14 protein-coding genes are annotated in these 12,893 nt (G+C 63.5%); 6 read left to right on the top strand and 8 right to left on the bottom strand.

All coding sequences use genetic code 11. From position 1 onward, the window contains the following. A partial coding sequence (locus tag NKI61_RS25445) for an adenosine kinase (protein WP_352841441.1) occupies nucleotides 1–613 on the bottom strand: 613 nt, incomplete at its 3' end. 215 nt (nucleotides 614–828) lie between these two features. Here NKI61_RS25445 and NKI61_RS25440 point away from each other — a divergent pair. Both NKI61_RS25440 and NKI61_RS25435 read left to right on the top strand, forming a co-directional pair. After that, nucleotides 829–1,731, top strand: a complete 903-nt coding sequence (locus NKI61_RS25440) for a DMT family transporter (protein WP_023743198.1) — start codon at nucleotides 829–831, stop codon at nucleotides 1,729–1,731. A gap of 202 nt (nucleotides 1,732–1,933) precedes the next feature. Further along, a complete protein-coding gene (locus NKI61_RS25435; RefSeq protein WP_023692652.1) occupies nucleotides 1,934–2,635 on the top strand; it encodes a sulfate transporter family protein in 702 nt (233 codons plus the stop codon). Between the two features lie 5 nt (nucleotides 2,636–2,640). Here the strand turns inward: NKI61_RS25435 and NKI61_RS25430 are convergent, their stop codons facing one another. From NKI61_RS25430 to NKI61_RS25405, 6 genes are all read right to left on the bottom strand, one after another. Further along, the gene (locus NKI61_RS25430; RefSeq protein WP_023743199.1) at nucleotides 2,641–3,639 is read right to left on the bottom strand and encodes a proline racemase family protein; all 999 of its coding nucleotides are present in this window, start codon (nucleotides 3,637–3,639) and stop codon (nucleotides 2,641–2,643) included. A gap of 13 nt (nucleotides 3,640–3,652) precedes the next feature. Beyond that, nucleotides 3,653–4,456 carry an isocitrate lyase/PEP mutase family protein gene (locus NKI61_RS25425; protein ID WP_352763651.1) on the bottom strand — a complete coding sequence of 268 codons (804 nt, stop codon included), beginning with the start codon at nucleotides 4,454–4,456 and terminating at the stop codon, nucleotides 3,653–3,655. A gap of 76 nt (nucleotides 4,457–4,532) precedes the next feature. Beyond that, the gene (locus NKI61_RS25420) at nucleotides 4,533–5,270 is read right to left on the bottom strand and encodes a hypothetical protein (RefSeq protein WP_245271019.1); all 738 of its coding nucleotides are present in this window, start codon (nucleotides 5,268–5,270) and stop codon (nucleotides 4,533–4,535) included. A 257-nt stretch (nucleotides 5,271–5,527) separates the two neighbouring features. After that, nucleotides 5,528–6,187, bottom strand: coding sequence for an HAD family hydrolase (locus tag NKI61_RS25415; protein WP_023725825.1), 660 nt, complete (start codon nucleotides 6,185–6,187; stop codon nucleotides 5,528–5,530). Further along, nucleotides 6,188–6,673, bottom strand: coding sequence for a dUTP diphosphatase (gene dut, locus NKI61_RS25410; RefSeq protein ID WP_023743202.1), 486 nt, complete (start codon nucleotides 6,671–6,673; stop codon nucleotides 6,188–6,190). Between the two features lie 85 nt (nucleotides 6,674–6,758). Next, nucleotides 6,759–7,229 carry an Lrp/AsnC family transcriptional regulator gene (locus NKI61_RS25405; protein WP_023690042.1) on the bottom strand — a complete coding sequence of 157 codons (471 nt, stop codon included), beginning with the start codon at nucleotides 7,227–7,229 and terminating at the stop codon, nucleotides 6,759–6,761. 114 nt (nucleotides 7,230–7,343) lie between these two features. Between NKI61_RS25405 and NKI61_RS25400 the strand changes: the two genes are divergently transcribed. From NKI61_RS25400 to NKI61_RS25390, 3 genes are all read left to right on the top strand, one after another. After that, the gene (locus NKI61_RS25400) at nucleotides 7,344–7,598 is read left to right on the top strand and encodes a DUF6356 family protein (protein WP_023685117.1); all 255 of its coding nucleotides are present in this window, start codon (nucleotides 7,344–7,346) and stop codon (nucleotides 7,596–7,598) included. 15 nt (nucleotides 7,599–7,613) lie between these two features. Further along, complete coding sequence (locus NKI61_RS25395) at nucleotides 7,614–8,408, top strand: class II glutamine amidotransferase (protein ID WP_023743203.1); 795 nt, start codon at nucleotides 7,614–7,616, stop codon at nucleotides 8,406–8,408. A 155-nt stretch (nucleotides 8,409–8,563) separates the two neighbouring features. After that, the gene (locus NKI61_RS25390; RefSeq protein ID WP_352841436.1) at nucleotides 8,564–9,937 is read left to right on the top strand and encodes an amidase; all 1,374 of its coding nucleotides are present in this window, start codon (nucleotides 8,564–8,566) and stop codon (nucleotides 9,935–9,937) included. Here NKI61_RS25390 and NKI61_RS25385 read toward each other — a convergent pair. Then, entirely contained in the window at nucleotides 9,931–11,004 is a 1,074-nt protein-coding gene (locus NKI61_RS25385) for an NAD(P)/FAD-dependent oxidoreductase (RefSeq protein ID WP_352841434.1), read from the bottom strand. The two genes, NKI61_RS25390 and NKI61_RS25385, sit on opposite strands and share 7 nt — an antisense overlap. Nucleotides 11,005–11,142: 138 nt before the next feature. Between NKI61_RS25385 and NKI61_RS25380 the strand changes: the two genes are divergently transcribed. Next, entirely contained in the window at nucleotides 11,143–12,735 is a 1,593-nt protein-coding gene (locus tag NKI61_RS25380) for a peptide chain release factor 3 (protein ID WP_352841431.1), read from the top strand. Nucleotides 12,736–12,893: the final 158 nt, after the last annotated feature.

Genomic DNA, 12,893 nt, shown 5'->3' with positions numbered 1-12,893 from the left:
GCATCAGCTCGAGGAACTCGTCCCGGTAGCGGTCGACGCAGAACGAATCCGACAACGTCATCGACACTTCGCGCCCGGCCTCGTGTGCGAGCTTCGCCGTCTGCCGGATCGCCTCCTTGGCGCGCGGCGGATCCCACAGATAGCCCTCGAAATAGGTAACCTTGGCGCCGGATGCCTTGTCGGCCTCGACGTCTTCCGGGCCGAGTTCGACGCAGGCGCCGAGATAGGTATTCATCGAACGCTCGCCATCGGGGGTGACGAATATCATCGAGCGCGCCGTCGGCGGCTGTCCCTCAAGCGGCCTGGTGTCGAAGGCAACGCCCTGGGCATGGATGTCATGGGCGTAGATTTCGCCGAGCGGATCGTTCGACACCTTGCCGAAGAAGGCGGCGCGGCCGCCGAAGCTGGCGACGCCCGCCGCCGTGTTGCCGGCGCTGCCGCCCGAGGCCTCGATCGCCGGCCCCATGCGGCTGTAGAGCAGCTCGGCGCGCTTGGTGTCGATGAGGTTCATCGCACCCTTGATGATGCCGTTGGTCTCGAGAAAAGCGTCGTCGCACTGGGCGATGATGTCGACAATGGCATTGCCGATGCAAAGCACGTCAAAATCCGGCATCAATGTCTCCGCCTCGGAACCTGCCGGCTTTCTGCCGCGCCCGGGCGGGTCTACAGCATCACCCCGAAAAATGGCAACCGATTTCCATCCTTTGCCGGCCCAAGCCGGCGCGCGCACCTGGGACGAGGCTCCATCACAGTTCGACCGTGGCCGAAGCATCTGACCGCCGGGTCGCCTACAAGCTTGGCCTCAAATCAAGCGCTGGAAGCACCCGCATGCAAGCAAAGACCGACATGACCACCGAACTGGCGCTGCTTGGCGTGCTGGCCGCCCTGTGGGGCGCGTCCTATACCTTCATCAAGATCGGTGTCGAGACGATCCCGCCGATATCCTTCATCGCTGCCCGCACCTTGATTGCCGGCGCCATCCTGCTCGCGCTGATCCGCTGGCGCGGCCTCGCCATGCCCAAGGACAGCGCGACCTTGTGGCGGTTCATGGTCCAGGCCTGCCTCAACAGCGTCGTGCCGTTCACGCTGATCGCCGCCGCCGAGCGTTCCATCGATGCCGGCCTGGCCACCATTCTCAACGCGACCTCGCCGATCTTCACCTTTCTGCTGACCGCGCTGATCACCCGCCACGAATCCGTGACCGCACGCAAGCTGTTCGGCGTCGGTGCCGGCATCGCCGGTATTTGCCTGATCGTCGGCACCCAGGCGCTTGGCGGGCTCGGCCATCAATTGTGGGCGCAGCTTGCCGTCATTGCCGCCACGGTCTGCTATGCCGGCGCCGCCATTTTCGGCCGCGGCTTTAGGGGACTCGACCCGATGCTGCCGGCCGCCGGCTCGATGCTGTGCGGCGCAGTCATCCTCGTCCCCTTGAGCCTGGCCTTCGACCGCCCGTGGACCCTGTCGCCTTCAATGGCGTCGATACTGGCCTTGTTGGCATTGTCGGTGTTCTCCACGGCGCTGGCCTTCTGCATCTTTTTCCGCCTCATCCACACTCTGGGTTCGGTCGGCACGACGTCGCAGGCCTATCTGCGCGTGCCGATCGGCGTCGGCATCGGCGTCGTGTTTCTCGGCGAAAGCATCGGGCCGACGGCGCTCTGGGGCATGGGCTGCGTCGTCGCCGGCGTTGCGGCAATGACCATCCCAGCCCGCTCCCGGGCGCTGGCGCGCTAGATCATTATCAGATTTGGTTGAAATCTCATCATGATCTAACCCTTTGTTGGAGTATGATCTTTTCCAAAAACCGGTCCCCATTTTTTGGGATCATGCTCTAGTTAGTTCCCGTCCGGAATTGCGCCCGCTCCAGCAGGCTTGCGGCTGATAGGGTCTCCGCCTATGTCGGAGATGTCCGTTTGTTCCTGGGGGTGGAAACGCCGTGATCTCCAACGCTGCCCGCGCCGCCTTCAGCCGGCTGTTTTCTCCCGAATTCCGCGCGGTTTTCCTGAAGACGCTGGGCTTGACCGTCCTGGCGCTGGTCGCCTTGTGGTTCGTCTTGACCGGGCTTGTCGATTGGCTGGCGCTGCCATGGGTTCACTCCTTGTTGCCCGGCCTGCCGTCCTGGGCCGGATGGCTGGGCGGCATTATCGCGGCCATCGCTCTTGCCTTCGGGATGGCGCTGCTGATCGCGCCGGTGACGGCAATCGTGGCGGGCCTGTTTCTCGACGACATCGCCGAAGTGGTCGAGCGCACCGACTATCCGGCCGATCCCGTCGGACGCGCCATGCCGGCGCTGCGCTCGCTCGTGTTGTCGGTGAAATTCTTCGGCGTCGTCATCCTGGGCAACATCGTCGCCTTGCTCCTTCTGTTGGTTCCAGGCGTCAACATCGCCGCCTTCTTCATCGTCAACGGCTATCTGCTCGGACGTGAATTCTTCGAATTCGCCGCCATGCGCTTCCGCCCGGAAGATGAGGCGAGGGCGTTGCGCCGGAAATATGCCGGCACCGTCTTTCTGGCCGGGCTGCTCATCGCTGCCTTCCTCGCCGTGCCCCTGCTCAACCTGCTGACGCCGCTCTTTGCCGCCGCCATGATGGTGCATCTGCACAAGGCGGTCGGCGCGCGGGAGAGCGCCGGGCGATAGGCCTATCAACGCAGAAGAAAACCGCGTCCCAATTCGTCATCCGGCTCGACGGTGAATTCCGCCCGGCCCGAATAGTAGGCGCGGCCGCCGACGCGGGCGATGATCGCATCATGCGGGCCGGCCATGGTCGTGCGCGCCACCGCTCCGGAAAAGCGCGAGCCGGCGATGCTTTCGAAGGACCGCTCCTGACCAGGGTTGATCTCACCCTTGGCATGCATTGCCGCCAGCCGCGCGGTGACGCCGGAGCCGGTCGGCGAGCGGTCGACCTCGGCATCGGCAAAGACGCAGATGTTTTTTGTTGCCTCGCCGGAGAACGCATCGTGTCCATCGGTGAGGATGGTGCCGTAGAGGAAAGCGAGATCGGCATGGTCGGGATGCGATAGAGGGAACGCCGCCTTCAGCCGCTCGGTCAGCGCGGTTGCCGCGTCGACGAAATCGCGCACCCGGCTGCGGCCGAACTCCAGGCCGAATTGATGGCAGTCGGCCAGCGCGTAGAAGGCGCCGCCATAGGCGATGTCGAACGCAATCTTGCCGTATCCCCCCAATTCGATTTGTTGGTCATGGGCAAACAGAAAGGCCGGCACGCTTTCGAACGACACCGATCCCGCTTTGCCGTCCTTGACCTCCACCGAAGCGACGACCAAGCCGCACGGCGCCTCGATGTTGACCATGGTGATTGGCTCCTGTTTCGCCACCAGGCCTTCGTCGACGGCGTAGCGGCCAAGCGCAATGATGGCGTGGCCGCACATCGTCGAATAGCCCTCGTTGTGCATGAACAGCACGGCCAGCTCGGCGCCGGGCAGGTCGGGCTCCACCAGCAGCGCGCCATACATGTCGTAGTGGCCGCGCGGCTCGAAGATCAGCAGCTTGCGCAAATGGTCGAGGTGGTCGCGCACATAGGCGCGCTTTTCCAGGATCGTGCCTTTGGGAATGTCTGGATAGCCGCCGGTGACGATCCTGAGCGGCTCGCCGCCGGTGTGCATGTCGACGACGGTGAGCGTCATGCGCCGGGACCCCCTAGCCTGAGGATTTGGAAAACAGCGCCTGCAATTTGCCGAACGGGATGGCGGCCCGGGTGAAGCCGAACGTGCCGTCCTGCTGGATCTCGCGCGCCGCGGTTTCCAGCATGCCGAAGGCGAAATTGGTCAGCCACGGACCGAGCGAGATGCGCTTGACCCCGGCCATGGCAAGGTCGGCGATGGTGAAGGCCGGGAGTGCCATGACATTGACCGGCCTGCTCACCGCCGAGCAGACTTTCTGGATGGTCTCGACATCTTTGAGGCCGGGCGCATAGAGCACATCGGCGCCGGCCTTTTCGAAGGCCTGCAGCCGCTTGATCGTGTCGTCGAGATCCGGTTTGCCCCAAAGGAAATTCTCGGCCCGTGCGGTGAAGACGAAATCATGCTTGAGCGCCCGTGCGGCCTCAGCAGCAGCTGCAACGCGCTCGACGGCGTGTGAAAACTCATAGATGGGCTTGTCGGGATCGCCGGTATGGTCCTCGATCGAGCAGCCGGCGAGACCTGCCGCTTCGGCCGCAAAAACCGTCTCGGCGGCACTCGTCGCGCTGTCGCCCTTGCCTTTCTCGAGATCGGCCGACACCGGCAGGCTGGTCGCCGCCGTCAGCTCGCGGCAATGGTGGATCATCGCCTCGAAGGTCACTGCGCCATCGGGCAGGCCGCGCGAGAAGGCAAAACCGGCGCTGGTCGTCGCCAGCGCCTTGAAGCCGAAGGAGGCCAGGAGCTTGGTCGTGCCGACATCCCAGGGGTTGGGCATGACGAAGGTCGAGGCGTGCAGGTCGCGAAAGATCTTGCCCTTGTCCATGAGTGCTCCCTTCAGATGCGGAATATCGGCAGATTCTATCGTGCAGAAATGCACCGGGCAAACGAATGCGGTTGGCTCAGAAGCGTTTGGCGTTCTCTCCTGCCAATCTGTCCAGCGCGTCGGTATCCTTGACGTAGTGCAACGTCTTCTTGTCCCAATGATCGGCAACGGAAATTGCGTGGGCTTCAGGCTTGGGCGGCTGGCCGTCGCAGCTCTCGCCGTTGAGCACCGTGGCGTCGGTCACCGTCACTTTGACCGCGGCATAAGGCTGCCCGTCAGCGATCGTCTGGAAAGCAACGTCCTGCTTGCGGCTGTAGGCGCACAGGTTCTCATCGAAGGTGAAGATCATGTCGATCAATTGGAATTTGTCGTCGCGCACCATGATCAGCGGCGTGATCGCGTAGTTTTGGCTTGAATTGAAATGCGCGCTCATGGTGATCACGATGTCGTCGTTCGGCCCAACGGAAAGCTTGCCCGGTTCACGGAAATAGGTGCCGCGGTCGAGCGCGACATTGACGGCGTCGAGCAGCTTCGGCTTGTCTGTGATGTCGTAGAGCGCCAGCACGGCATAGCCTTCGGCGCTGTCGGGAGAGTCGCCGAGGTCGTAGAGCATCGCCAGCCGGTCCTTGCCCCCGGCCTTGATGGCGAGCACGCCGGCGTTGGAGAGGCCCGATGTCTCAGGCGGCGAACCGCCGCCATCCGGTCCCTCGATGTGGCGCATCTCGATCGGCAATCCACCCCGGTAGAAACCGTTGCTGTCACCTGCGAGGCCGGGAATGACCATCCTTGCGAGGTCCAGATAGGTCACATCCATGTGACCGGGGATGGCGCTGCCGAATTCCGGGAAGCTGACGGCTTGCGCGCTGGCTGCGGTCCAAAGCCACGGCAGCAGCACAAGCGCTAGAGCAATTTCAGGAAAAGTGTGTGCGGTTTTCCGGCCGGAAATTGCGACAAAACAAAAAGATAGAGCGGTTCGCCGTTTCCATGAAACGGTGAAACGCTTTAGGATGGAGCGAAGCAGGTTCGTTGGCATGGGTGCCTCAGGCTGGCCGCGCGGAACCTAACACAGCTTCAGTGGATCGGCACCAGCCCGGCAAGTTCGCGCATGTCGTCGAACAGGACGCCGCCAGCGCCGGCTAGGCCATCGCGGTCGGAATAGGGATCGCCATGATAGGAATAGACACGCATGCCCGCGGCAATGCCGGCCTGCGTGCCGGCAACGCTGTCCTCGATGACGATGCAGTCGGCCGGCGCAAAACCCATGGTCTTTGCCGCATGCAGGAACAGGTCCGGGAACGGCTTGCCGCGGCTGACCATGGTCGAAGAGAACATGGCATGCTCGAACAGCGGCAGCAGCCCGGTCTGGCCGAGCGTGATGTGCATCTTCGAGATACGCGCAGAAGTGGCGACGCAATAGGGAATGCCGGCCGCGCGAACCGCCTCGATGAAGTCGCGCACATAGGGGATCGCCTCGACGCCATGCGCAAACAGATCGGGCAGGCCGGCATTCCAGCGATCGACGAAATCGGCGCCGAGCCGCACCGTGGTCGTCTCTTCGATTTCCTTCTGCACCGAAGCCATGCTGCGGCCGGAAAAATATTTGCGGCAATATTCGAATGTGGTGGGATAACCGGCGGCAACAAACCACTCGGCAAGCCGCCGGTTGGCAAGGTTCTCGGTGTCGACCAGGATTCCGTCGCAGTCGAAGATGACCAGTTTCGGTATGCTCATTCAGGCGGTGCCGGTCGATCCGAACCCGCCCGCGCCGCGCGTCGTGGCGCCGGCCAGCGAGCGCTCCTCAACCGTCACCTGCGTCACCGCGGCAAAGACGATCTGGGCAATGCGCATGCCGCGCGTCACCGCGAAATCCTCGTCGCCGAGGTTGACCAGCAGCACCTTAACCTCGCCGCGATAGTCGCTGTCGACCGTGCCTGGTGAATTGAGGACGGTCAGCCCATGCTTGAAGGCAAGGCCGGAGCGCGGCCGCACCTGGCCTTCCATTCCTTCGGGAATTTCCAGGATCAGACCGGTCGGCACCAAGGCGCGCTTGCCAGGCAGGATCAGCAGCGGCCGGTCTTCCGGCACCGCGGCGCGCAGATCCATGCCGGCGGCGCCGGTGCTTTCGTAAGCGGGAAGGGGAAGTCCATCGCCATGCGGCAACCTGACGAAGCCGATAGTGGGACCAATGACGGAGGAATTTTGGAAGGCTGCGCGCATAAAATCGATCCTATCGGCGCGAACGGCGATTCGGTCAACTCGTCCGCAGGCCTATCAACGGCTTTCTTTCAGGCGTCAGTGTGACCTAGCGCAATTCCACCGGAACGACGGTCGTCTCCTTGATCTCCTCCATGACGAAGGAGGCCGAAACGTCCGACAGCGCCACCTTGGCGATCAGCCGCTGATAGAGCCGGTCATAGGCCTTCATGTCAGCGACGCGGGCGCGCAGCACGTAGTCGAGATCGCCGGACATGCGATAGACCCCGGTGATCTCGGGAAAACCAGTCACCGCCGCACGGAACTTCTGCAGCCAGTCCGGGTCATGATTGGAGGTGCGGATCAGGATGAACACCGAAAGTCCGAGCCCGAGCTTGTCGGCATCGACCAGCGCCACCCGTCCGGTGATGACGCCGTCCTCTTCCAGCCGCTTGACCCGGCGCCAGCAGGCGTTGCGCGACAGCGACACTTTTTCGGAGAGCTGATCGACCGACAGTGTGCCGTCGCGTTGCAGCTCGGCCAGCAATCTTCGGTCGATTTCATCAAATTCAAGCGCCATGTAGGGATGAATGTCCCGAACCACGGCGTTAGACAAGGACAAATTGAGACCGATGAACCTTTACCCCGTGGCAGGATACCCACATCGGGGCTTATCCCGGCAGGAGGGATCACCATGACGACGCTGTTTTCGAAGCTGTTCACCTCTCACCCGGCCAAGGTGGGCGAGACCTATTTCAGCCATATGGCCTTTGCCGCCTGGTTCTGCTCGCGCCTCCTGATGGCCGCTGGTGCGGCACTCGTTCACGCTTTCTTGCCGTTTCTCTTCGAAACTACGGCAAGCCGAATCGTTCGCGAACTCTACGAGCGGACGCACAACAGAGGCTCGCACGCGGTGAAGGAGCCCCAGGCTCTCTTGGATCGCGCCTAGGATTGGTTAGAAGCGATGTGCCGATGGGCGGCCTATCTGGGTGAAGCGGTCTTCCTCGAAGACGTCGTCACCGCGCCTTGCCACTCGCTGATTGCCCAGAGCCATTGCGCCCAGGAAGCCAAGTCGCCGACCAATGGCGACGGTTTCGGCCTTGCCTGGTATGGCGACCGGCCCGAGCCCGGCCTCTACCGCGACATCCTGCCGGCCTGGTCGGATCCCAATCTGAAAAGCCTGTGCCGGCAGATCAAATCCGGCCTGTTCCTCGCCCATGTCAGAGCGTCGACCGGCGGCGCCACCAGCCGCATGAACTGCCATCCCTTCATCTCCGGCAGCTGGTCGTTCATGCACAACGGCCAGATCGGCGGCGTCGAAAAGATCCGCCGCGCGCTGGAGAACTCGCTCTCTGACGCCGCCTTCGACCAGCGCGAGGGCACCACCGATTCCGAATTGTTTTTCCTGCTGATGATCGACGAGGGTCTTGCTGGCGACCCGCAAGGGGCAGTATCGCGCGCCACCGCTCGCGTCATCGAGGCATCGCGCCGCGCCGGTCTGGAGCCAGCCTTGAAACTGACCGCAGCGTTCTCGGATGGGCAGGCGCTCTATGCCGTGCGCTACGCCAGCGACGCCCACGCGCCAACGCTCTACACCTCGCTCCGCAATGGCGGTCGCTGCATCGTTTCCGAACCCTTCGACCGCGAAGGCAGCGACTGGCAGGCCATTCCGCCGGCGAGCTTTGTCACGATCAGCGGCGATGGGATGGTTATTCGGCCGTTCGTGCCGGCAACTGCGAAGCTCCCGCTGGTGGGCTGATCGAAGGAAACAGGGTAGGCCGCATTCCTTCGCGCCCCCCTCAACCGAACCGGTCAGCGCAATTACGATCAAGCGTTCCCTGTCCTAGAAATGCTGAACTCACTTCAAGCCGCGCCTGCCATTTGGCGAAGGCGCCGACTGCCGGAGCATTCGCCATGGACCTAGTCTTCTCCTCGACCGTCGACCTCGCCGCCACGATTGCGGCGCGAAAAATCTCCGCCGTTGAGGCGCTAGACGCGCAACTGGCGCAGATTGACCTGCATAACGAGGCGGTCAACGCGGTCGTCAATCTCGATCGGGAAGGCGCCCGCGAGCGCGCGAAACAAGCCGACGCGGTGCAGGCGCGCGGCGATGCGCTCGGACCGCTGCATGGCGTGCCTTTCACGTTGAAGGACATGCACCAAACCGCTGATATGAAGACCACGGTTGGTTTCGCACCATTCGCCGACTATGTGGCAAAGGCAGACAGTCCGGTCGTCGCCCGATTGAAAGCCGCAGGCGGCATCCTGATTGGAAAGACCAATGTCGCGACGATGCTGGGCGACTGGCAATCGGACAATCCGCTGTTCGGTCGCACCAGCAATCCGTGGAACCGCTCGCGCACGTCAGGCGGGTCCAGCGGTGGCGCAGCGGCAGCGGTGGCGACCGGCATGACGCCGTTCGATGTCGGCACCGACATGCAGGATTCGATCCGCCTGCCGTCGGCTTTTTGCGGCGTCTACGGGTTGAAACCGACCGAGCACCGCGTGTCCCTGGCCGGCGCCTTCCCCGATCCGAACGGCGCGGCGCGTAGCGTGCGGCTGATGTCCTGCCTCGGCCCGCTGGCGCGCAGCGTGGAGGATCTTGCGCTGATCTACAAAATCATCGCCGGCCCGGACGGAGCAGACACGGACCTCGCGCCGGTGCCCGTAGAGGCCATGCCCAGGCTAGACCTCAAGACATTGCGCATCGCCGTGGCGCCGTCCATCACCGGCTTTCCGGTGGCTGGCGAAATCGCTGTCGCCGCCGAAAGCCTGGCCAAGCGGTTGCAATCAGCAGGGGTGATTGTGGAAGAAGCGAACTTGCCTGAGATCGATCTGCATGACGATCTGGGGCAGGGCGGCGATCTGATCGGCATGATGCTGGAGGCAGCGCAGCCCGAACCGCCGGAGCAGCCAACGCCGATCACCAATTGGTTCGAGGCGCTCGCTCGCCGCGACCGCTCGATCCTGGCCTGGGACAGGTTCTTCGAAACCTGCGATGCCTTGCTGTGCCCGGTCGCCATGACCACGGCCTTCGCGCATTGTGAGCCCGGCACGCCGATCGAAGTCGACGGCAAGGAGCAAAGCTATTGGATGCTACCGGCCTATGGCGCGGTCTTCAATTATTCCGGCCATCCGGCACTCTCGCTGCCCTGCGGGCAAGACCGCGACGGCCTGCCTATCGGCCTGCAACTGGTCGGCAAGCGCTGGTCGGAATCGCGGCTGCTCGACATCGCCAAGGCGATCGAAGCGCTGACCGGCGGCTTCAAGCGTCCGCCGGGCTACTGAGCAAACCGACCCAACCCATAAGGCGTCAGCAGCGGATCACGCTCGCCGCCGAGAATTTCGCGCGTGGCGAACAGCCCGACCGCCGGCGCCAGCGTTATGCCGGAATGCATGACGGCGACATAGAGACCTTCCGTGTCCTCGGCGCTGCCGATGATCGGAAAGCCGTCGATCGGCGTCGGCCGGTAGCCAACCGTGTGGAAATCAAATTCCAGTTCGTCGGCGCCGCGCAAAGCCGCCTTCATTGCTGCAAACAGCTCGCGCGCCGTGGCGTCGGGATTCTCACCGGGATCGCTCCCCGCGAAATCCGAGCCGGCGATGATGCGGCCCTCCGCCGTCTGGCGCATATGCAGCTTTTCGGCATGCACCAGCCCGTTGAGGAGCTTCTTGTAGGGCTGCGAGTGGACGATCAGACCGGGCGGCGTCTCGATCGGCAGCTTGATGCCGACGGTAGCGGCAATATCGGGCGCCCCGACACCGGCTGCGATCACCACCTCTTCGGCTGGCATCAGCCCATGCGATGTATCGACACCGGCAATCCTGCCATCGGTCTGGACAAGTGCGGTTACAGAACTGGAGAGAACGCGCGCACCTTGCCGTTCTGCGTGGGCCAGCAGCGCCTTGGCCGCTGCGACCGGTTCGGCCACGCCTTCTTCCGCGACATAGACAGCGAATTCCGGCGGCTCGACGAGATTGGGCTCGATTTGCGCTGCCCGCCCGGCGTCGACGCGTTCGATGCCGTAACCCCAGGAAGCGTGCTCAGCCGCGTAGGCTTCGAGCCTGTCGGCCGGCAGATCCCAGCACAGCCCGCCGCACCAGGCGAGCGGCAGGCCGGGCAGCTCGTTTGCCAGCCGCTTCCATTCGGCCATCGCACGGATGCGCAGCCGGAAATAGATTTCGGGATTGCCCCAGCTGGCGTTGATCCAGGCAAAGGAGTTTGGCGTGGCGACGCCGCCGGCACCACTATCGGAAATCACAGTCACCCGCGCCCCGGCCTTGGTCAGGTGCCAGGCGATGGACGCCCCGATAATGCCGGCGCCGATGACGATGACTTCCTTAGCGCTGCTCATACCGGACCTCTCAGAAGGGGCTCCTCTGATGCCACCGTAACGATTCAAGCTCAAGTGTGGTCGGCCTGCCGGCCCGAAACTGTCGACAGGCTGGCAATGCGCTGCTAGAAGCCCGCGCCACAGACAGGATTCCAGAAATTGGCTGAAGACATCGAACAGGCGGTATCGCGCCGCCGCACTTTCGCGATCATCGCCCACCCCGACGCCGGCAAGACGACGCTCACCGAAAAGCTGCTGCTGTTCGGCGGCGCCATCCAGCTTGCCGGCGAGGTCAAGGCCAAGAAGGACCGCATCCAGACGCGGTCCGACTGGATGAAGATCGAGCGCGAGCGCGGCATTTCGGTCGTCACCTCGGTGATGACCTTCGAATACGAGGACAATGTCTTCAACCTGCTCGATACGCCCGGCCACGAGGATTTTGCCGACGACACCTACCGCACGCTGTCGGCGGTGGACTCGGCCGTCATGGTCATCGACGCCGCCAAGGGCATCGAGCCGCGCACGCTGAAGCTGTTCGAGGTCTGCCGGCTGCGCGATATCCCCATCATCACCTTCATCAACAAGATGGACCGCGAAAGCCGCGACCCCTTCGAGATTCTGGACGAGATCGAGCAGAAGCTGGCGCTGGACACTGCCCCCATCACCTGGCCGATCGGCCGCGGCAAGACTTTTGCCGGCACCTACCACCTGGCGCTCAACGCTGTGCGCAGGGGCGATGCCGAGAAAGACCGCACACCGGTCAACGGCCCCGACTCCAACCGCGTCGCCGGCCTGCTGCCGGAAAACGAGCGCGAAGCCTTCATCGAGGAACTGGAGCTCGCGCGCGAAGCTTGCCGCCCGCTCGACATCGACGCGTTCCGCGAAGGCCATCTGACACCGGTCTATTTCGGCTCCGCGCTGCGCAATTACGGCGTGCGCGACCTGATCGAGGCGCTCGGCGCCTTCGGCCCGCCGCCGCGCGCGCAGGAGGCCGACACCCGCAAGGTCGAGGCGACGGAGGAGAAGATGACGTCCTTCGTGTTCAAGATCCAGGCCAATATGGACCCCAACCATCGCGACCGCATCGCCTTCGTGCGCGTCTGTTCGGGCAAGCTCGAGCGCGGCATGAAGGCCAAGCTGGTGCGCACCGGCAAGCCGATGAGCCTGTCGGCGCCGCAGTTCTTCTTTGCCCGCACCCGCGTCACCGCCGACGAAGCGTTTGCCGGCGATGTCGTCGGCATTCCCAACCACGGCACGCTGCGTATCGGCGATACGCTGACCGAAGGCGAGGAGATACTGTTCCGCGGCGTACCTAACTTCGCGCCGGAAATCCTGCGCCGTGTGCGCCTCGGCGACGCGATGAAGGCGAAAAAACTCAAGGAAGCGCTGCACCAGATGGCCGAGGAAGGCGTCGTGCAGCTGTTTTCGCCGGAAGACGGCTCGCCGGCCATCGTCGGCGTTGTCGGCGCGCTGCAGCTCGACGTCTTGAAGGAAAGGTTGAATTTCGAATACACGCTGCCGGTCGAATTCGAGATGTCGCGCTTCTCGGTCTGCCGCTGGATCTCTGCCGACGACAAGGCCGAGACGCTTCGCTTCATTGAGGCGCATCGCGGCGACATCGCCCGTGATCTCGACAACGACCCGGTGTTTCTGGCCCAGAACGCCTTCTCGCTGAACTACGAAGCCGAACGCTGGAGGGCGATCCGCTTCGCCACCATCAAGGACTACCAGGTCCGCGACAAGGCGCCGTAAGGCGCCCCTTTTCCTTCTGCCCGTTTACGCGGAGAAGGTGCCCGAAGGGCGGGTGAGGGGCAGCGCCGACGTTGAAGGGTCAATTGGCTCCAACGCGCGCCGGCCGTTCGCATGGCTCAGGGCGTTCGAAGCTCGAAAAGCAAAGCAATTGGCTTTTC

The sequence above is a fragment of the Mesorhizobium sp. M0514 genome (genome assembly GCF_040321145.1).
Lineage (GTDB): Bacteria > Pseudomonadota > Alphaproteobacteria > Rhizobiales > Rhizobiaceae > Mesorhizobium.
The sequence above is the reverse complement of the archived record's forward strand: the minus strand, read 5'-3'. Positions and strand labels throughout refer to the sequence as shown.